Annotated in this window: 20 protein-coding genes and 1 tRNA gene; 10 read left to right on the top strand and 11 right to left on the bottom strand. The window is 62.9% G+C overall.

All coding sequences use genetic code 11. The annotated features are described in order from the left end of the window. Positions 1 to 32: 32 nt before the first annotated feature. From hemA to CQ12_RS20610, 5 genes are all read right to left on the bottom strand, one after another. Entirely contained in the window at positions 33 to 1,262 is a 1,230-nt protein-coding gene (gene hemA / locus CQ12_RS20635; RefSeq protein ID WP_057837142.1) for a 5-aminolevulinate synthase, read from the bottom strand. 562 nt (positions 1,263 to 1,824) lie between these two features. Then, positions 1,825 to 2,886 carry an MBL fold metallo-hydrolase gene (locus tag CQ12_RS20625; RefSeq protein WP_057837140.1) on the bottom strand — a complete coding sequence of 354 codons (1,062 nt, stop codon included), beginning with the start codon at positions 2,884 to 2,886 and terminating at the stop codon, positions 1,825 to 1,827. 270 nt (positions 2,887 to 3,156) lie between these two features. Further along, positions 3,157 to 5,283, bottom strand: coding sequence for a methyl-accepting chemotaxis protein (locus CQ12_RS20620; RefSeq protein WP_057837139.1), 2,127 nt, complete (start codon positions 5,281 to 5,283; stop codon positions 3,157 to 3,159). Positions 5,284 to 5,496: 213 nt separating this feature from the next. After that, positions 5,497 to 6,222 carry an outer membrane protein gene (locus tag CQ12_RS20615; RefSeq protein ID WP_057837138.1) on the bottom strand — a complete coding sequence of 242 codons (726 nt, stop codon included), beginning with the start codon at positions 6,220 to 6,222 and terminating at the stop codon, positions 5,497 to 5,499. A gap of 222 nt (positions 6,223 to 6,444) precedes the next feature. Beyond that, positions 6,445 to 6,765 carry a helix-turn-helix domain-containing protein gene (locus tag CQ12_RS20610; RefSeq protein WP_057837137.1) on the bottom strand — a complete coding sequence of 107 codons (321 nt, stop codon included), beginning with the start codon at positions 6,763 to 6,765 and terminating at the stop codon, positions 6,445 to 6,447. A 98-nt stretch (positions 6,766 to 6,863) separates the two neighbouring features. Here CQ12_RS20610 and CQ12_RS43965 point away from each other — a divergent pair, with 98 nt between their 5' ends. Next, complete coding sequence (locus CQ12_RS43965) at positions 6,864 to 7,106, top strand: hypothetical protein (RefSeq protein WP_157088358.1); 243 nt, start codon at positions 6,864 to 6,866, stop codon at positions 7,104 to 7,106. A gap of 6 nt (positions 7,107 to 7,112) precedes the next feature. Here the strand turns inward: CQ12_RS43965 and CQ12_RS20605 are convergent, their stop codons facing one another. After that, on the bottom strand, positions 7,113 to 8,576 hold the full coding sequence (locus CQ12_RS20605; protein WP_057837201.1) for a GH1 family beta-glucosidase: 1,464 nt from the start codon (positions 8,574 to 8,576) through the stop codon (positions 7,113 to 7,115). Positions 8,577 to 8,588: 12 nt separating this feature from the next. Beyond that, positions 8,589 to 9,605: a glycoside hydrolase family 16 protein gene (locus CQ12_RS20600; protein ID WP_245310038.1), complete on the bottom strand. Its 1,017-nt coding sequence runs from the start codon at positions 9,603 to 9,605 to the stop codon at positions 8,589 to 8,591. Between the two features lie 315 nt (positions 9,606 to 9,920). On the opposite strand from CQ12_RS20600, the gene CQ12_RS20595 reads away from it, so the two are divergent. Together CQ12_RS20595 and CQ12_RS20590 are read left to right on the top strand one after the other, a co-directional pair. After that, positions 9,921 to 10,910 (top strand): HD-GYP domain-containing protein, encoded by a 990-nt coding sequence (locus CQ12_RS20595; protein WP_198164214.1) that lies wholly within the window; start codon positions 9,921 to 9,923, stop codon positions 10,908 to 10,910. Between the two features lie 195 nt (positions 10,911 to 11,105). Continuing rightward, positions 11,106 to 12,131 (top strand): hypothetical protein, encoded by a 1,026-nt coding sequence (locus tag CQ12_RS20590; protein WP_057837135.1) that lies wholly within the window; start codon positions 11,106 to 11,108, stop codon positions 12,129 to 12,131. Positions 12,132 to 12,180: 49 nt separating this feature from the next. Here the strand turns inward: CQ12_RS20590 and CQ12_RS20585 are convergent. After that, positions 12,181 to 12,255: transfer RNA gene (locus tag CQ12_RS20585), tRNA-Thr, on the bottom strand. A 337-nt stretch (positions 12,256 to 12,592) separates the two neighbouring features. Between CQ12_RS20585 and CQ12_RS20580 the strand changes: the two genes are divergently transcribed. The 3 genes from CQ12_RS20580 to CQ12_RS20570 all read left to right on the top strand — a co-directional run bounded on the left by CQ12_RS20580 (position 12,593) and on the right by CQ12_RS20570 (position 14,918). Next, positions 12,593 to 12,790: a hypothetical protein gene (locus tag CQ12_RS20580; protein ID WP_057837134.1), complete on the top strand. Its 198-nt coding sequence runs from the start codon at positions 12,593 to 12,595 to the stop codon at positions 12,788 to 12,790. Between the two features lie 80 nt (positions 12,791 to 12,870). After that, a complete protein-coding gene (locus CQ12_RS20575; protein WP_057837199.1) occupies positions 12,871 to 14,577 on the top strand; it encodes an FAD-dependent oxidoreductase in 1,707 nt (568 codons plus the stop codon). Positions 14,578 to 14,606: 29 nt separating this feature from the next. Further along, a complete protein-coding gene (locus CQ12_RS20570) occupies positions 14,607 to 14,918 on the top strand; it encodes a UBP-type zinc finger domain-containing protein (RefSeq protein WP_057837133.1) in 312 nt (103 codons plus the stop codon). A gap of 31 nt (positions 14,919 to 14,949) precedes the next feature. On the opposite strand, the gene CQ12_RS20565 is transcribed toward CQ12_RS20570, so the two are convergent. The 3 genes from CQ12_RS20565 to CQ12_RS20555 all read right to left on the bottom strand — a co-directional run bounded on the left by CQ12_RS20565 (position 14,950) and on the right by CQ12_RS20555 (position 16,604). Then, positions 14,950 to 15,318 (bottom strand): hypothetical protein, encoded by a 369-nt coding sequence (locus CQ12_RS20565; protein WP_057837132.1) that lies wholly within the window; start codon positions 15,316 to 15,318, stop codon positions 14,950 to 14,952. A gap of 66 nt (positions 15,319 to 15,384) precedes the next feature. Then, the gene (locus tag CQ12_RS20560) at positions 15,385 to 15,645 is read right to left on the bottom strand and encodes a hypothetical protein (protein WP_157088357.1); all 261 of its coding nucleotides are present in this window, start codon (positions 15,643 to 15,645) and stop codon (positions 15,385 to 15,387) included. Between the two features lie 167 nt (positions 15,646 to 15,812). Continuing rightward, positions 15,813 to 16,604, bottom strand: a complete 792-nt coding sequence (locus CQ12_RS20555) for a hypothetical protein (protein WP_057837130.1) — start codon at positions 16,602 to 16,604, stop codon at positions 15,813 to 15,815. Between the two features lie 254 nt (positions 16,605 to 16,858). Here CQ12_RS20555 and CQ12_RS20550 point away from each other — a divergent pair, with 254 nt between their 5' ends. From CQ12_RS20550 to CQ12_RS20535, 4 genes are all read left to right on the top strand, one after another. Beyond that, on the top strand, positions 16,859 to 17,374 hold the full coding sequence (locus tag CQ12_RS20550; protein WP_057837198.1) for a hypothetical protein: 516 nt from the start codon (positions 16,859 to 16,861) through the stop codon (positions 17,372 to 17,374). A 119-nt stretch (positions 17,375 to 17,493) separates the two neighbouring features. Further along, positions 17,494 to 18,318, top strand: coding sequence for an alpha/beta fold hydrolase (locus CQ12_RS20545; RefSeq protein ID WP_057837129.1), 825 nt, complete (start codon positions 17,494 to 17,496; stop codon positions 18,316 to 18,318). Continuing rightward, complete coding sequence (locus tag CQ12_RS20540) at positions 18,315 to 18,974, top strand: NAD(P)H-binding protein (protein ID WP_057837128.1); 660 nt, start codon at positions 18,315 to 18,317, stop codon at positions 18,972 to 18,974. The genes CQ12_RS20545 and CQ12_RS20540 overlap by 4 nt, the downstream gene beginning before the upstream one ends. A 218-nt stretch (positions 18,975 to 19,192) precedes the next feature. Further along, positions 19,193 to 19,471, top strand: coding sequence for a hypothetical protein (locus tag CQ12_RS20535; protein ID WP_057837197.1), 279 nt, complete (start codon positions 19,193 to 19,195; stop codon positions 19,469 to 19,471). The last annotated feature ends 147 nt before the right edge of the window (positions 19,472 to 19,618 follow it).

Here is a 19,618-nt window from a genome sequence, read left to right as displayed (position 1 = left end):
GGCCCAATCCGTCCAGATTAGCAGGGGTAGGGTTACTCCGCCGCGAGCGATTTCTGCTTCACGGGCAGGCCGAGGCGGTCCCAGACTTGCAGCAACGCTTCGGCGAGCCGGTCGATCAGGCCGTCATCGTGGTAGGGCGAGGGCGTGATGCGCAGCCGCTCGGTGCCCTTGGCGACCGTCGGATAGTTGATCGGCTGGATGTAGATGCCGTGCTCCTCCAGCAGGAGATCGGACGCCTGCTTGCACTTCTCGGGATCGCCGACGAACAGCGGGACGATATGGGTGTCGCTCGACATCACGGGCAGGCCGGCGGCGTTGAGGATCGCCTTGACCCGGGCCGCGCGGTCCTGGTGACGCTCGCGTTCCCAGTTCGAGGCCTTCAGGTGGCGGATCGCGGCCGTTGCGGCCGAGCAGATCGCCGGCGGCAGCGCGGTCGTGAAGATGAAGCCCGGCGCATAGGAACGGACCGCGTCGATGATCTCGGCCTTGCCGGCGATATAGCCGCCGAGGCAGCCGAACGCCTTGGCGAGCGTGCCTTCCAGCACGTCGATGCGATGCATGACGCCGTCACGCTCGGCGATGCCGCCGCCGCGCGGGCCGTACATGCCGACCGCATGGACCTCGTCGACATAGGTCATGGCGCCGTACTTCTCGGCGAGATCGCAGATTTTTGCGAGCGGCGCGACGTCGCCGTCCATCGAGTACAGGCTCTCGCAGGCGATCAGCTTGGGCCTGTCAGGGCCCGCCGCTTTCAAAAGTTCTTCCAGATGCGCGAGATCGTTGTGGCGGAAGATCTGCCGCTCGCAGCCGGCCTGGCGAACGCCCTCGATCATCGAATTGTGGTTGAGCGCGTCGGAGAGGATCAGGCAGTTCGGGATGAGTTTTGCGATCGTCGAGATGCCGGTCTGGTTCGAGACATAGCCCGACGTGAACAGCAGCGAGGCTTCCTTGCCATGCAGGTCGGCGAGTTCCTGTTCGAGCTGCACCAGCGGATGATGGGTGCCGGCGATGTTGCGGGTGCCGCCGGCGCCGGTGCCGACACGCGTCGCGGTCTCGACCATGGCGCCGACCACCTTGGGGTGCTGGCCCATGCCGAGATAATCGTTCGAGCACCAGATCACCACATCGCGCTTGCCCTTCGGCGAGTGCCAGACCGCATGCGGGAAACGGCCGGCGATCCGTTCGAGATCGGCGAAAACGCGGTAGCGCCGCTCGTCATGCAGGCGGTTGAGGGCGGTTTGGAAAAATCTGCTGTAATCCATCACTAGACCTGGAACGGAACCGGCCGTATTGGCTTCGGGCCTTTTTAGAGCCTTTCCAGCTTTGATGTCTATGTGATTCCCCACATTTTGCCGCGCCTCCGGGATGCTACCTAGCCGGCGCAAATGTTGATCGGGATCAAGGCGCTAGGTTGGAATTAAGGTGGCTGGTTTTGGGTGCCGTCCTAGTTCGGACACTCGCCAAGGCCGATTAGGACAGGCGCTCTCGGCTGACCTGGATTCTAAAGCCGCGATACCGCTTTCGAAGCGCCATCCTGACCGCAATAAAACTGGCCCCCAATAACAATACCCACCCCGTTGCGAAGCGTAGAATAAGGTAGCTCGGATCGTCCAAGCGCGCATCAACCATGAGCCACAGAAACAAGGGCGTAAAGCCAAGGGCGTACATAGCGAAGGTGCGCCAAACAATCGTCCAATAGAACCTAAACGTGATGTCCCAAGTGATTGGATGGCTCTCATCAGTCATGGCGACACTTCGCTGCGGCGAACTAGGGCACTGTGTGATTTTGGCTGTGACAAGGCGCCTTGCGATCGGCTCTCGCGATCAGGTGGTGCGGAACCGCAGCACGCCGTCCGTGACCTCGCAGGTCAGCCGCCCCTCGACCAGCATGTAGTTGACATGCGCGACCAGTTCGCCGGCGGCAAAGCCCATCTGGTGTTCGTCCAGCACGTGTTTGTGGAACACGACCGGCACCAGTTCCTTCGAGGTCTGCGGCACTTCCCGGCAGGCTTCGGCGATCAGGCGGCAACGATCCTCGTGATGGTCGGCGAGCTGCTTGATGCGGGTCTTAAGGCCGTAGAACGGCACGCCGTGGCCCGGCAGCACCATGACGTCATAGGGCAGCGTGGTGGTGAGGCTGGCGAGCGAGGCGAGGTACTCGCCGAGCGAATTCTGGTCGGGCTCGACCGCCCAGACGCTGACATTGGGCGAGATCTTGCTCAGCACCTGGTCGGCGGAAAGGAACAATTTGTCGGCGGCGCAATACAGCATCACCTGGTCCAGCGCATGGCCGCCGCCGGTGATGACCTTGAAGCGCCGCGTGCCGATCACGACCTCGTCGCCATGCGAGATGCGGTGATAGGACGGCGGCAGCACCGAGACCCGCTTCAGATAATCCTGGCCCCGGCCAAGCAGCTTGTCGGTCAGCGTTTCGTCCATGCCGTGCCGGCGGAAGAATAGCCGCTGCGCGTTGCGCCGCTCCTCGGTGCCGCGGTTCTGGTGATAGACCGATTGCAGGTACTCGACCTGCGACATCTGCAGCGGGCAGTCGAAGCGCTCCGTGATCCAGCCGGCGAGGCCGACATGATCAGGGTGCGAGTGGGTGACGATCAGCCGCGTCACCTTCACATGTCGCAGCGGACCCTCGAACAGGGTGGTCCAGGCCGCGATGGATTCTTCGTTGCCGAAGCCGGAATCGACCATCGCCCAGCCGTCGCCGTCGGCAAGCAGGTAGATGTTCACATGGTTGAGCCGGAACGGCAGCTTGAGGCGGACCCAGAGCACGCCGGGCACCACCTCCACGACCTGGTCGTGGCCGGGGTGGCTTTCGAAGGGGTATCGCAGTGCCTCGGCCGAGGACTGCACGCTGTCGGATTTCGAATGCATGCTACCGGCTTAGCGGTAGAGGCGGCGCGGCGCTAGCTGAAAAAGCGGGGGGCAAGGCTGTCATTCCGGGGCGCATCGAAGATGCGAACCCGGAATCTCGAGATTCCGGGTTCGTCCTTCGGACGCCCCGGAATGACGGCGCAATCCCGTGCCGCCGCGCATCGCCGATGGTGGCGCATGCCCCGATGCTGCGCAGCGTGCCCGGCTACTTTGCATGGGGTTGTTTTCGCATTTTTTGTCGGCGCGGCGTCGCCGCCCCGGCATACCTGACTACGCCGCCCGGATATTCGACAGGAACGCGTCGATTTCCTCGCGCAGCACGTCGGCCTCGCGGCGCAGCGCGTCGGAGGCAGTCAGCACCTCGTCGGCGGCGGTCTCGGCCTGCGCCGAGGCGCTGGAGACGCCGACGATGTTGTTGGAAACCTCGCTGGTGCCGCCGGCGGCGTGCTGGATGTTGCGCGCGATCTCGCGGGTTGCCGCACCCTGTTCCTCGACGGCGGCCGCGATCGCTGTCGTCACCTCGTTGATCTCGGCGATCGTGCTGCTGATGTTGCGGATCGCGGACACCGCGCTCTCCGTCACCGTCTGCATGCTGACGATCTGCTGGCGGATCTCGTCGGTGGCCTTTGCGGTCTGGTTGGCGAGGCTCTTCACTTCGGACGCGACCACCGCGAAGCCGCGGCCGGCATCGCCGGCGCGCGCCGCTTCGATGGTGGCGTTGAGCGCCAGCAGGTTGGTCTGCGAAGCAATGGTCTGGATCAGATCGACGACCACGCTGATCCGCGCCGCATTGTCCGCAAGCCCCTGCATGGTGGCGTCGGTGGCGCCGGCATCCTGGACAGCCTTGCGGGCGATCTCCGACGAGGTGATGACCTGACGGCCGATCTCCTCGATCGAGGACGACAGTTCCTCGGTGCCCGACGACACGGTCTGCACATTGGCCGAGGTCTGCTCGGCGGCGGTGGCCACCGCGGTCACCAGCGCGCTGGATTGATCGGCGGTCGCCGACATGCTTTGCGCGGTCGACTGCATCGAGCCCGCCGCGGTCTGCAGGCTGTCGAGCGCCGTGCGAACGGTGCTTTCGAACTCGACGATGCGGGCTTCCATGCGGTTGGCACGCTCAGCCTTGACGACGCGGTCCTTGTCCTGCTCGGCGGACAGCGCGCGGCTCTGGATCATGCTCTCGCGGAACACCTGCAGCGAATCCGCCATGACGCCGATCTCATCCTGGTGGTGGGTCTGATAGACCTGCGTTTCGAGATCGCCGCTGGACAGCAATTGCATCGAGCGCTGCAGGTTGCTGATCCGCCGCAGGATGTTGCGGCCGACATAGAGCCAGACGAACAGCACCGAACCGACCAGCGTCATCACGCCGAGGGCGAGCATGACCATGGTTCCGAACGAGATCTCCTGACGCGCCTGCCAGGCGGCGGAGTCGGTTTCCTTCTGCACGCCGTCGACCAGCTGCTGCACGCTGATGCCGAGGCCGACATTGAGCTTGCGCGTTTCCTCCAGGATGGTCTGGCCGTAATCGTCGGCGTCCAGCTCCTGCTGGCGGACCTTGAAGACGCCGGTCTTGCCCTCGGCAAGCGTCAGCAGTTCGAGCGTTGCCTGCCGGACGACATTCATCGCGGTGGTTTTTGGCAACCGCTCCGCATTCGCCTTCACGCGCGCCTGCGCGGTGCGGAAATCCTTGCCGATGGTCTCCAGCGTATCGCCGTTGGTCGCCGACAACGCGGCGATCATGTCGAACGCCATCATGTTGCCGCTCGCGGCGATGTCGGCGAGCTGGTCGGCCGTCTTGTGGGCGTTGATGGCGTCGGTCTGGGAGAAGCCGGGTGCGGCGTAGATGCTGTAGAGTTCGGTCTGGGCATCGATCGCGGCGGGGCCGGCGGCGGAAATGAAGCGCCGCTGCGCCTTGCGCACGGCCTCATACAGTCTTTCATGCTGGGCGGCCAGTTCGAGCCGCTCCTTCGCGGCCGAGCCGAGGCTCTTGATCACCTCGTCGATGTTTTTCATGTTCTCGGTGAGCGCGGCAACCACCGCCTTGTCGGCACCAAGCTCCACGATCTCGCCGAGCTTCTGCAGCGCGACCGTCTGGGTCTCCTTCATTTTCCGGGTGCGATCGTTCAGCGCCTCTTCGCTGCGCGCGGCCAGCACCGCCGGCCCCTGGCTGGCGAGGCTCGCGCTCTGCGCCGAAAGTTGCAGGCTGGCGGCGAGGCGGGGAATGTCGCGTCCGCTCAAGTCCACCATGGTGCCGCCGATCCGCCCGAGCATCAGGCCGGCGCCGGCCGAGATGACGATCGCCATGCCGGCAATGACGGCGAATGCGGCAAACAGACTGCCCCTGACGCCGAAGCGAAAACCCTTGTCTCGCGATTTCGATTGTACCGACATCTGCCCGCTGCCCCGTCTACGCTACCTTGGGATGTTTCCTCGCGCGGCAGTATCGCGATACCCGGTTAACAAGTTTGGAAAATCGGAACGTTTTTCGCCATAATTTTGCCTGGTGCAGCGTTTGCTCCGGGTTTTTCCGCAAGCCGGAAAAGCGCACAAAACAAAAAAGGCCGGCGTGAAAGCCGGCCTTCTGCAATTCGCGGTTGAACGGGCTCAGTAGCGTGCCACCACCGGGCTTGCGAAGTTGAAGCGATAATTGACGCCGAGCTTCAGCGTGTGGTCCTCGTTGTGGAAGCTTCCGAACGGCGCCAGCGCGACGGGGTTCACGAAGCGGCTGCTGCCGAAATCGTAATACATGTACTCGCCTTTGACCGACCAGTTCGGGGCGACCATGTATTCGAGGCCGGCGCCGACGGTCCAGCCGTTGCTGTGGTTGCCGTCGAGCAGGAACGGGATCGGCACGCCGCCAAGCGTCACCCGCTCGCTGTTGTCGGAATAGGCCCAGCCGCCTTTGACGTAGATCAGGCCCGGACCCCAGGTGTAGCCGATGCGGGCCGTGATCGAGCCGAGGCCGCGCTGATCGTTGGTGTAGACGTAGCCGCCCGGGAAGGTGGCGGTAAGGTTGTTCTTGCCGAGCCAGGAATACTGGCCCTCGGTGCCGAGCACCCAGTTCGGCGCGAACTGCCAGTCGAGGCCGGCCTGAATGCCGCCGAGCAGGCGGGCGCGGGAATCGCTCAGCACCGTGCCGTTGAAATCGTTGCTGCCGCTGAAGGCGCCGCCGATATGGCCGCCGAGATAGAAGCCGGTCCAGTTATAGAGCGGGGCCACATAGGCCGGCGGCGTCTTGTAGTAGGAGCGCCCGCCGAGATCGGCGCCGAGAGCCGGCGCGGCGGCGGTGAGGGCGGCGAAGGCCACGAGGGCTGCGAGGATCTTCTTCATGGTGTTGGTCTCCGAAAACCGTTCGGCGACACCCTCGTGCGGGGCATCACATGACCTCGCACTTAGACTGCATTTATCTAAAATGCTGTCACTTGGAGGTGACAGCGGATCCTAACCCAACCCATTGGCCGACAAACGTTTTTTGTACTTAATGAAGGCCTAATCAAAGGTAAGCAAAGGCTTAATTTCGGTAACCCTCCACCGCTCCGCGTTAAGCTCTGCTTAACCGATGCGGCGGCGCACGTCGCCGCGCATCTGCTCGCGGAAGGCCTGCCGGCGCGCCGGGCGCTCTTTCACCGGCACGTCGTGACGGTCGAACACGTTGAACATCTCAAGGATCGGATAGTGATCGCTGGCCATCGCCAGGATGCGCAAGAGTTCCGCGACCGGCCCGGTCGGACCGGTGACCTCCCATTTGCGGATGGTGTCGGCGCCATCCGCGGCCGGCAGCCCGCAGAGTTTGGCCATGTCGGCCACCGACAGCGGCTGGCCGATGGCCTCACCGAGATGCTGGCGAAGTTTCTTCAGTTCGGCTCCGGTCACGGGTTCTCCGCTTCAAATTGACATCTGTGAAGTACGTCACACACCGCTTGTAACTTGAGGCGTATACGCAGCGCACTGGTTCTGCGAGGAGGCAAACCATGCGTCGATTACTCGAAAGCCTGACACCCGACCACCGCCGGCTTTACTGGCAATGGGTCGGCGGCATGTTCGTACTTTATGTCGTGCTGATGATCACGGCCGCCGGTGCATTTCTAGGTCACGAATCGTCGCGCAAGGTTGCGCAGCAACCCGTCACCACTGTGGCAACCGACCTCGAGCAGCGCTTCACGTCGGAAGTCCTCGCACCGGTGCGGCAAGCCGCGCGATATGGACAGGACTGACGCCGCTCAGACGCCGATTGCGTTCCGCGCCACAACATCGCGATAGAAGGCGACGCTGAGTTTCGGCGTCCGCCGCTGCGTGGCGAAATCGACGTGGTAGAGCCCGAAGCGTTTCTCGTAGCCGTAGATCCATTCGAAATTGTCCATCAGGCTCCAGAGGAAATAGCCGCGCACCGGCACGCCCTCCGACGTCGCGCGCTGCAATTGCCGCAAGTAGTTGCGCAGATACATGATGCGATCGAGGTCGTAGACCTGGCCGTCGTCGCGAAGCCTGTCTTCCGACGAGGTACCGTTCTCGCTGATATAGATCGTCTCGATGTTCCAGACCTTCGCTGCCAGCCGCGGCGCCCAGTAGATCGTCTCCGGGCCGACGCGCAGCCATTCCGAATTCATGTGCGGGAATGAAGCCGGGAAGGGCAGCACGCTCCAGCCCGGTGCCTTGTCGGAAGCCGCGATATAGAATTGCGGCGCGTAGATATTGAGGCCGACAAAATCGTTCGGCGTCGAGATGATCTTCAATTCGGCATCGGTGAATTTCGGTGCGTTCTTGCCGGCGAACTGCAGAAAGCCGTCGGTGTATTTGCCTTCCAGGATGACGCCGAGGAAGCCCGAGTTCAGTTCGCGCGTCGCGATCTCGGCGGCGCGGACGTTCTCCGGCGTGTCGAATGCCGGCACGCAGGCGGCGATGTTCTCCGCCGGCCCCACCTTGGTGCCCTTGCGTCCATGAGCGCGGATCGCCTGCACCGCGAGGCCGTGCGCCAGTGCGACATGGTGGCGGACCTGATTGACGTCGGCGTCCGGCAGTTTGAGGCCGGGCGCGTCGACACCCCAGCCATAGCCGAAATTCACAAACCTTCCGGCTTCGTTGATCGTGAAGATCGAGTTGACGCGGTCCGACAGGCGCGCGGCCACGTGGCCGGCATAGTCGCCGAATGCCTTTGACGTTTCGCTGGATCGCCAGCCGCCGACCCTGTCTTCGAGCGCCTGCGGCAGATCCCAATGATAGAGCGTGGCATAGGGATCGATGCCCTGCCGGAGCAGTTCGTCGACGAGGCGGTCGTAGAAGTCGAGGCCCTTTGGATTCGGCTTGCCGGTTCCTTCCGGAAATATCCGCGGCCACGCGATCGAAAACCGGTAGGCTTTTGCGCCCACTTCCCTGATCAGGCCGATGTCTTCCTTGTAGCGGTGGTAGTGTTCGTTGGCGCGGTCGCCAGTGGTGCCGTCCTCGATCTTGCCGGGCGTGTGAGTAAACGTATCCCAGATCGAGAGACCGCGGCCGTCTTCATTGACGGCGCCCTCGATCTGATAGGACGAGGTGGCGGTGCCCCACACGAAGTCTTTCGGAAAATTTGCCAGGCTCGGCCGGTCGGCCGCCGCCTGCGCGGCGGCTTCAGCCGGACGCGCCGCCATGCCGAGGGCGGACAGGCCCGCCAGCTTTGCAAAATGCCGGCGCGAGAATTTTCCGAACATCATGGTCTCCGGTCAGCGTTCGTCGATTTGATAGGCGGATACCCGATCGATCTCGAAGGCGACGGTCGTGGGCGATTCGCCGTCGACGAAGCCGACGCCCTCGAGAGTCTTCGAGCCCATGGCAAGGTTCACGATCATGTACATGGGTTCGTGGAAGCCGACCGGGACCTTGATCTCGGAGACCGGCTGTCGGTCGATGAAATAGGTGATGCGATCCGGCTGCCACAGCACGCCGTAGTCGTGGAACGCGGTCGCGGCGTCCGGCACGATGAAGTCAAACCCGCAGCGTTCCACGCGCTGCGTCTCCGGTATCCGCCAATGCGTCGTCATCACGATGCTGCCCGGCCGCTGCCCACGGCCCTCCATGATGTCGATTTCGGGCGGCCAGCCGCCGTCATCGGCGAGCATCCAGAACGCCGGCCAAACCCCGGTGCCCACCGGCACCTTGGCGCGGATTTCGAAGTATCCATACTTTTGCGAAAACCTGCTCTGCGTCGTGAGAATGCCTGACACGTATTCATTGTTGAACAGCACGGCCTTCAGCGCCGGCGGGGTGCGACTGGCTGTGATCGAGAGAATGCCGTTGCTGACCTTGAACGGATCGAGGCCGAGCGGCGTTGTTTCGCGTCCGCCATAACGCGGGTCGACATAGATCTGCTGTTCGCCATTATAGCTGGTCTTGCGCCTGAAGTCGGAACCCTCGCCACCCCAGTAACGCGCTTCCGGCCAGGCCGCGCCGCCGGCGTAGTAAGACGCCCATCTGCTGTCCGTTAGCGGATGCGCGTCGAAATCGTCGTGGAAGGTCCGGTGCAGCGCTACAGAGGCGAAGGAGACGGGGTTCGGCGTCTCGACGCGGCGGCATTTTTCGCCGAGGATGGCGGTTGCGACCTGCAGCGTCAGTTTGGCGGTCGCGCCGGCGAGATCGACCTGCGCGGATGCCGGGCCGGCGACCAGGCAGCCGACCGAGAGCAAGGCACAGAGCGTCGATCTTTCGGTTCCCGAATTTTTTCGAGGCGACAGGTCACTCACCGACGATGTCCTCGATCTCTGCCTTTTGAGGTCGAACCGCGTCCCTCATTTGAGGTACGTAGTTATACGAGGTCGCCGCTTAACGGCAAGGTAGCCCCGATGTCCAACAATGAGGTACGTTGAAGGTACCCGATGCCGATGGGACCGGCTGTGAGGGCCCGGTGCTCCGAAACGCCGGCAAGATGGTTCAATTTTTCTTTTCTGTTCTTCAGCGTCGAGGGACGATTTCTTTAATATTCGCGCATACGGACCTTTCTCGAAATGCTCGTCTATTTTGTCACAGACGAACCGACGAAGTTGCCTGCGATTCGAGCGATGCTCGAGCCGCAACACGCCGTGGTCCCATGGCTGCTGGGCGGTGACGGCACTCGGATCAGGTCGCATGGCGTGCTGATGGTCGACGTCGACCTGCGGCAGATGCCGCGCGTCGATAAGCTCAGGTTTGTTCTGCAGGACCTCGCCGCGATCCCCGAGAAACTGTTTGTCGTTCACAATCTCTCCCGCTCGATGGTGGCGCAGGCCCATGCGCTCGGCGCGACCTCGATCATTTCGCGGCCCAAGGAAGCCGTTCTCAAGGTTGCGGAGATCGAAGCGGCGGAAGCCGCCGCGGCGGACAGCGCGGCAGCTCCGGCATTGGATCTGGACGAGGGCGTGGCAGCCTTCGCCTCGATGTTTTCGAATGTACGCCTTGGCAAGCCGGTGAAGGTCGCCGATGCCAAGCGTGCGACGTCGAAGATCATCAGCCGCGTCGGGAAGGAGGGGCTGTCGACATGGCTCGACGAGGTGCGCCGCTATCATGAGGGCACGTTTCAGCATTGCCTGCTCGTCACCGGCATTGCGGTCGGCTTCGCCCTCGATATCGGCTTCTCCGGCGCCGACGTATCGCGGCTCGGACTGGCGGCGACCCTGCACGACATCGGCAAGGCGCGCATTCCGCTGGCGATCCTCGACAAGCCGGGCCGCCTCGACCCCGAGGAAGAGCAGATCATCCGGCGCCATCCCGAGATCGGATATGATCTCTTGAAGGGCGTAGCCGGCATCACGCCGGAGATTCTGGACGGCGTGCGGCACCATCACGAATATCTCGATGGCTCCGGCTATCCGGATGGGCTGAAGGCGGCCGAGATTTCCGATCTCGTCCGGCTGCTGACGATCTCCGACATCTTTGCAGCCCTCATCGAGTCGCGGCCCTACCGGCCGCCGATGCCGCGGCCCGACGCCTACCAGATCCTCTGCGGCATGGAAGGCAAGCTGGAGGGATCGCTGGTCAAGGCGTTCCGCAACGTCGCGCTCGGGCCGAAATAAAGCCGCGGGAAGCGCCCGTTGGGCTGATTTTCCGTGCTGTCTTGTTGCCCGTGTGAACCGCGATCTACGCTCGCCCGACCAATTCCCCGGTACAGATAAGCGCATGGCGCCTTGCGGCTCCGCACCGGACCATTGAAGCCCGGTGGAGCAGGCTGTGATGCTCGTTATCCATTCCCGCGATCGAGAGCCGAAGCCATGAATGTCAGCGGCCAGGATATCCATCAAACGCTGGAATTCAGGTCGACCACGGCCATCGTCAGGCTGCTGCCGACCGGTCTCCTGCTGATCTTCCTGGGCCTCCTGATATATGCGCTTGTCGACCTCGACCGCGAGCCGTGGACGATCATCGGAATTGTGCTCTGCTGGGTGTTCGGTGCTGGCCTGGTCGCCCTTACGCTCTGGCGGCGCTCGAATCCCGGCAAGCCATTATTTACGCTTTCGCCCGCGGGTATCCGTTACCGAATCCCCTTCGTCAAGGAAGTCCTGATCCCTTGGCGCGAAATTCAGGCTATTGGCACGATCGATGTTGAAGCGACCTACTGGTCGTTCTTCCAGTTCGGTCAGTTCGCAACGCGCCATCTATTGCTCCTGCGCGACGTCACCGTGGTTGTGCTTTCCAAGCCATTCTACGACCAGCGGCTCTTCGTCGACTCAGCCTTTCTGCGCGGCCCCGGATGGAGCGCCAATTTCATTCCCAGGGGCGCGCAGGTCCAGATGGCTTTGCATCACGAACTCGTATCGGTCGAGCCGCGGGCGCTCCGCGAAGCGGTCGAAGCGCGCTGGCTTGCCTTTCGCGACACGCCGGCCGCCGAGCCGGCGAGGACGAGCGTGCCAAGTGTTGGATCAAATGTCGGATCAAGTGCGACGGCATCGCGGAGCAACCTTCCGAAGGTCGCTGCGGCTCCCGCACCGAAGCCTGACGTCGTGGCAATGGGAGAAAACCCGAAGGTCATCTCGCGCTGGGACACCGTCAAGATCGTTGCCCTCTCGATCGGCATCGCCGTCGTGCTGACCAATCTCACCGGGCTGTGGCAGATGCCGGGGCAGGCGCAGGAGCGTCAGGCACGCGCAGAGAAAAACGCAAAAGCGCGCGAGCAGCAGAAACATTGGGCGGAGACGGCCAGACGGCTGAAGGAGGAAAGCAAGAAGCGGGAAGTCGAGGAAAGGGAGCGGCGGGAAAAATTCGAGCAGGATATGCGGCGTACGTTTGGTGGCCGATAGCGGCTTCGGCTGCTGCAGAGAGCAGGATGTCGGCAATTTTCGGAAAGAATGGTGCTGCCAGACAGGATTGAACTGTCGACCTCTCCATTACCAATGGAGTGCTCTACCACTGAGCTACGGCAGCATGCCCGGTACTTAAGGGAATCGGCCCCAACGGGCTCCCACTAGGCGGCCGGTTCTTGCCACAAGGGCCCCTCTGGCGCAAGCACGCGGGCGGGCCGGGAAGGGCCCAAAATCGTGAAAAATCGGCGTGGTCGCCGGCGAAGGCCTTCAAAACGGTCAACTTCCGGCCGATCCGGTTCCCCGGAGCGTCGAATCATTGACCCGCGCGTTCAATCGCCTCGCCGTCAGCTCGACGGGCCCGTTGCGGCGAGGGGCCGCGAAACGCACTATGTTCCGGCGGCAGCGGGCGGTGCGTCCGGCTGCCTCTGTTTCGAGCAAGGATATTCGGCGGACTGGTGATGACGGGCGATCAAGGCAAGGGCGCGGGCAAGACGGCTGTGGATGCGAAGGATTCACGGCGCGACCGGCTGAAGCTGGCGTTGCGCGAAAATCTCAAGCGGCGGAAGTCGCAGGCGCGCGGGCGCAGCGACGCCGCATCTTCCGAAAACGCCGATGTCTCCCTAGATGACGCCAGCGGAGAAAAGCCACACCGGTAGCGTAGAGGGAGAATGCCTTGATCGCTCGCCGGGCGGCGTGGCGGCGCTTCGCACAGTTCTTGTTTCTTTGGGTGGCGACAATGAGTGCAGACACCACGGCCGGTCCGGCGACCGGACCCAACGCCTATACGTTTCCCCGTCACGAGCAGACATTCCCGGCGCTCACGCCTCCCGAAATCGAGCGCATGCGCAGGTTCGGGAGCTTGTGCAGCTATGAGCACGGCGAAGCCCTGTTCGAGACCGGCAAGCAGGGTCCCGGCATGTTCGTGGTGCTGTCGGGCCACGTCGCGATCACCCAGCGCGACGGCCTTGGTCATGTCACCCCGATCATCGACCAGGGGCCGGGGCAATTTCTGGCCGAACTCGGCCAGCTCTCGGGCCGCCTCGCGCTGGTGGATGGCCACGCTGAGGGCGATGTCGAGACGCTCTTGATTCCGCCGGATCAATTGCGGGCGCTGCTGGTCGCGGAAGCCGAACTCGGCGAGCGCATCATGCGGGCGCTGATCCTGCGCCGGGTCAGCCTGATCCAGGGCGGCGCCGGCGGCCCGGTGCTGATCGGCCCGCCTTCGCTTGGCGACATGGCGCGGCTGCAGAATTTTCTGGGGCGTAACGGCCAGCCCTACCATTTGCTCGATCCCGCGACCGACAAGGACGCCGCCGACCTCGTCGCGCGTTATGCCGCCTCGCGCGCCGAACTGCCGCTGGTCGTGATTGCCGACGGCCGGGTGCTGCGCAATCCGTCGGAGCCGGCGATCGCCTACGCGATCGGCATGATCGGCGAGCACAATCATGAAAAGCTCTACGATGTCGCGGTGATCGGCAGCGGGCCGGCGGGCCTCGCCACCGCCGTCTATGCGGCATCCGAAGGATTGTCGGTCGCGGTGTTCGACGCGCGCGCGTTCGGTGGCCAGGCCGGCGCCAGCGCCCGGATCGAAAACTATCTCGGCTTCCCGACCGGCATCACCGGTCAGGCGCTGACCGGGCGCGCCTTCACCCAGGCGCAGAAATTCGGCGCCGACATGCTGATCCCGGTCTCGATCAACTCGCTCGATTGCAGCCGCCCCGATGGCGTCTTTGCGCTGGCGACCGATTGCGGGAAAACGATGCGCGCCAAATCCGTCGTGGTGGCGAGCGGCGCGCGCTATCGCCGGCCGGAGATCGAGAACCTCGCGAAATTCGAAGGCCGCGGCGTCTGGTACTGGGCCTCGCCGATCGAGGCCAAGCTGTGCATGGACCAAGACGTCGTGCTGGTCGGCGGCGGCAATTCCGCAGGGCAAGCCGCGGTGTTCCTGTCCGGCCATGCGCGCAAGGTCTACATGATCATCCGCGGCGGCGGGCTCGGCGCCAGCATGTCGCGCTATCTGATCGAGCGCATCGAGGCGACCCCCAACATCGAACTGATGTTCAATACCGAGGTCGTCGGCCTCGAAGGCGATGCCGAGGCGGCGCTGACGCGGCTGCGCTGGCGCAGCCGTCTCGCGCCGGAACAGCACACGCTCGATATCCGTAATCTCTTTTTGTTCGTCGGCGCCGATCCGGCAACGACCTGGCTCGAGGGCTGCGGCGTCATGGTCGATCGCGGCGGCTTCGTGGTGACGGGCACGCAATGCACCCAGAAGGACGGGCGGTCCGCCTCGCCGCTGGAAACCTCGGTGCCCGGCGTGTTCGCGGTCGGTGACGTTCGCTCCGGCTCGGTCAAGCGCGTCGGCGGCGCGATCGGCGAGGGCGCCCAGGTGGTGGCGGCGCTGCACGGCTTTCTCGCCGACAGCATGAAGCCGGCGCTCTAGGTTCTTCGAAACGCGCGAGGGGTGAAGCGGTGACGAAAAAGGGCTGCAGCCACATCGCCGGCATCCAAACCGTAACGCCGAGCGCGCTCGGCTGCGAGGAGTGCCTGAAAAGCGGAAGCCGGTGGCTGCATCTGCGGATCTGCCGCACCTGCGGCCATGTCGGCTGCTGCGACGATTCGCCGAACAAGCATGCCTCAGCGCACTTCCATGCCACCGGCCACCCGGTGATCGAAGGCTACGATCCGCCGGAAGGCTGGGGCTGGTGCTATGTCGACGAGGTGCTGTTCGATCTGTCGCACCGCAAGACGCCGCATAACGGTCCGATACCCCGCTATTATTGACACGATGCAGACATGGGCTTTCGGCGTCCGCCTACAGGCGCTTCCACTCCCGAACGACGACCTGGAAGTCATCCTCGTAGACAATCTTTCCTGGATTCCTTGATCTAAGTAGGCGCACGGCGATGCCGTTCTCCCTGAGGATAGCTACGATTTCCCACATCTTCTTGATCGACGGGTCAGCAGTGTCCTTGAACCAGCAAACTACGTTTGGGCCCCAGTCGCTCCTGGAAAATGGCGGAACAGGGAGGTGGGCGTTCAGCCACACATGTGCGTCCTTAAGGCAGGCCTGTTGATGGGGGTCGAGGCGCCCACGGTCGCGAAGACGAAATGCCTCATTGATGATCCCCTTCAGCAATCGGTGGTTCTCGCCGTCGGTGCCGACCACAAAGCGGACAAACATACTACGTCGCGGCTCCGCCCAGCCAGGGGAATGGACCGGCTATCCATTCGAGGATTATCGGTCTCGTCATTTCAGAACGTCCGGTCGGTCAGCCAGCATTCCTCTCGCGTCGAGAACCTTCAGAATGCGACGCACAGCGAACGGGATGATGGCGAGGAGCACGATGACATCCGGCACCAAAGTGGTGCCGAGAACAATGCCGAGACCTTTCCAGACATTGATCTTTTTACGAGGGCGAAACGTCAGGCCATTGACGATGCACGGCGTTGTAGAGGTCGCGTCGTCGCGGATTGTGCGCGGCTCTGACATTTCGTTTCGGGATTCCATGGCTGTTGACTCTACCATGGTCTCCCCCAGTGATCGCGCACGACTACGAAATCTCGGAAATCGCTATGTCGATCCCATTAGCTGGATAGATAAAGTTTATCCAAATGCCAGAGCGATATCCGGTTTGGCGCCAGCGACGATGCATGGAGCGCTGCTCTCGACCGTGTTTAATCAATCCGCCCATCGTTCCGCGGCGGGTCCTCGATGGTTCGATCGGAGCCCGGGGCTTGGACGTCGCCGCCTTCCGGCGTCCTTGAGGCACGCGGTGCGTCGGTTTGTTCTTCGTCCGCAAGTGGCGAAGGCGATGGGAGTTGATCTTCGCCGCGATTACCGAGGAAGCGCCGGTGCAGTTTTTCGCCCTGGTCGAAAATAATGTTGAGCAGCCAGCCAGCGATCGGTCGCGCGATCGCACGAAACGGTTTGGCGATGATGAAGCCGCCTTTGACATTCTCGACCGGGAAGGCCAATGCGTTGATCAGCGTATCGGCGGAAACGTGCCGGTAATTTTCCGCCAGATGCTCGGTGTTCATCAGCATCTGGATGGCAGGTTTGTCGCCTTCACCGTCGACCAGGCTTTTCGAGGAGAACTTGTTCTCCGAGCCGGTTAGTGCATTGGCCTCTGCCGTTGTGATGGGATGCAAGCGCACCACGCTGGCTTCGGTTTGCTGGCGATAATGCACGGCCAGCGTCAGCTCGCCCATCTGCACGGCAGCCAGCAACGTATTGAGATAGTCAGCATCGGGCTCGGGCTTGTCGAAACTTACGCCCGGGACCATTTCTATGATATCGAGAATGCGGCCGAGATCAGCGGCCGCCGCGGCGCGGGTAGCAAGACTGGCGGCCAGATCGGCAATTGCCCCGGAGGCGTTCGCGAACTGTCCGCTGACGCTTTTCATGGCGTCTGCAGCCAGATTTTTGAGTTTTGAAAGCACGCCTGCCCCCTTCGTGAATTCCGGCATAGTCTAGAAATGGCGGTGAATGCGTCAATTGGCGCATAGCGCAGCGCCCTGAGTACACGCCCTGGATTCAACTTCAGCGCGGGCGCTGCTCCGGTTTGTGACAGCGTTGCAAAGATTTCGTGCATCATACTACTTTCGTTGATGCGTCATTTATTCACGCACATGCCTGCCCTGACGACGCTGCACGCGACGCGTGTGGAAATTTTTGACGATGCGACGTATGCTTTGGAACATTTCCAATGGCGGGGGCGCAGATGATTTTAGGGATGAGCTTGGCGACATTCGTTCTGGTGCATGTGGTCATCAGCCTGATCGCCATCGTTGCGGGCCTTGTCGTGATGTTCGGGATGCTCGGCTCGAAGCGGATGCCGGGCCTGACGGCGATCTTCCTGTTGTTCACGATCCTCACCAGTGTTTCGGGGTTTCTGATTCCTCCGTTCCCGTCCGAGAAACTGTTGCCGTCGCATATGTTCGGCTTTCTTTCGCTGGTGCTGCTGGCGATCGCCTGCTTTGCCCTCTACATCATGAAGCTTAATGGCGCCTGGCGCTGGATTTACGCGCTGACCGCGTTGATTTCGCTCTATCTCAACGTCTTCGTGCTGGTGGTCCAGTCGTTCCTGAAAGTGCCGGCGTTGCACGCGCTGGCGCCGAGCGTGCCGCCGGCCGAGCCGCCGTTCGCCGTCGCCCAGGGCGTCGTGCTGGTGTTCTTCGTCGTCGTCATTATCGGTGTGCTCCGGCGATTCCGGCCGGCGCCGGCACAGCCTGCCTAACCCGATTTCGGCATTCCGGGGGGCGCTTCAGCGCGAACCCGGAATCTCCATCTCATCCGGATTTCGCATCCGCGAAAATGCATGTCCCGGAATGATGCTCAACAAGAGGAGAATTCGAAATGCCCACCATCACGACCAAAGACGGCGTCGAGATCTTCTACAAGGATTGGGGCAAGGGCCAGCCGATCGTGTTCAGCCATGGCTGGCCGCTGTCGGCGGACGACTGGGACGCGCAGATGATGTTCTTCCTGAACAACGGTTTTCGCGTCATCGCCCATGACCGCCGCGGCCATGGCCGCTCCAGCCAGGTGGCGGACGGCCATGACATGGATCATTATGCCGACGATCTCGCGGCGCTGACCGCGCATCTCGATCTGAAGAATGCCGTTCACGTCGGCCATTCCACCGGCGGCGGCGAGGTGGTGCATTACATTGCCCGTCACGGCGAGAGCCGTGTGGCGAAGGCGGCAATCATCGCCGCGGTGCCGCCCTTGATGGTGCAGACGCCGGCCAATCCCGGCGGCCTGCCCAAGGCGGTGTTCGACGATTTCCAGGCGCAGGTGGCGGCCAACCGTTCGCAGTTCTATCGCGACGTCGCGGCAGGCCCCTTCTATGGCTACAATCGGCCGGGCGCCAAGCCGTCGGAAGCCGTGATCGAGAACTGGTGGCGCCAGGGCATGATGGGCGGCGCCAAAGCGCATTACGACGGCATCGTCGCCTTCTCGCAGACCGACTTCACCGAAGACCTCAAGAAGATCAACGTGCCTGTTCTGGTGATGCATGGCGACGACGACCAGATCGTGCCTTACGCGGACTCCGCGCCATTGTCGGCAAAGCTGCTGAAGAACGGCACGCTGAAGACCTACAAGGGCTTTCCGCACGGCATGCCCACCACGGAAGCCGCCACCATCAACGCAGACCTCTTGGCGTTCATCAAATCATGAAGACGATTCTATTTGGCGCCACCGGCATGGTCGGGCAGGGCGTCCTGCGCGAATGCCTTGTCGATGCTGGCGTCACGGAAGTGCTGGCGGTCTCCCGCAGCCCGGCCGGGGTGCAGCACGCCAAGCTGCGCGAAGTCCTGCACGACGATTTCACGGATTTCTCGAAGATCGAATCCGAGCTTGCCGGATACGACGCCTGCTTCTTCTGCCTCGGCGTCTCCTCGATCGGCATGGATCTGGAGCGCTACCGCCATCTGACCTACGACGTCACCATGGCGGCGGCCAAAACGCTGGCCCGGCTCAACCCCGGCATGGTCTTCACCTACGTCACCGGCAAAGGCACTGATTCGACCGAGCAGGGCCCGCTCCGATGGGCGCGGGTCAAGGGCAAGACCGAGAACGATCTGCTCAAGCTGCCGTTCAAGGCGGCGTACATGTTCCGGCCATCCGGCATCCAGCCGCTGCACGGCGTCAGGTCCAAGACCGCCTGGGTGAATGCGGTCTACGCTATCAGCGGGCCGCTGCTGTCCTGGATGGTGCGCGCCACGCCGAACCACATGACGACAAGCGAACAGCTCGGCCGCGCCATGATCAAGGTGGCGCGCGATGGCTACCCGAAGCCGATACTGGAAAGCGTCGATATCAACGCGGTGTAGTCGTGTCTTCATAAGGCCGGCGGCCTGACACGCCCGAGCGTGATGAAAACACTTTCCTTAACGTTTTTTAAGTCGGAATTCTCCGGTACCGACACCACCTCGATCGTCAGAGCCGAAATCGGCCTGCGCTCCGACGCGTGATCGCGGCCGGACTCGCGGCCGCGCATCCAATGCGTGCCGAGGCTCCGCAATCGGGCGAACAGATCAGGAGCAACGTCATGAGAAGCATTTGCGTTCTTTGCGTCCTAAGTGTCGTTAGCCTCACGGGAACGGCTGCGTTCGCCCGCGGCGGCATGGGTTCCGTGCACGGGGCCATGACTGGCGGCGCCTTCGGTACGAGCGCCGCCACGCCCGGTACCAATTCGCTGGGTACCGCGCTTTCCTCGACCGGCACCGGCCATCTGATGAAAGGACCACCGCTTGGCACCAGTCCCGCCATCGACCGCGAGGAAGCGAAGGTCGACAGGATGCTCAATTCGATCTGCCGGGGCTGCTGAAGGCGCGGCATGCCGGCTTACGCCGGCCATGTATGTCCGCATTACCAGAAGCGGACATCTCGGCTGGCTTCAGCGCGTCTGCTTTGGTTCTCGTGTGGACGGCGCCCTGGCAAGAACTTTCTGACGGCTTGCAGCATTGGTCGGGTG

The organism is Bradyrhizobium jicamae (assembly GCF_001440395.1).
Taxonomy (GTDB): Bacteria; Pseudomonadota; Alphaproteobacteria; order Rhizobiales; family Xanthobacteraceae; genus Bradyrhizobium; species Bradyrhizobium jicamae.
Note: the sequence above shows the minus strand (reverse complement) of the source record. Positions and strands in the feature narration are given on the sequence as shown.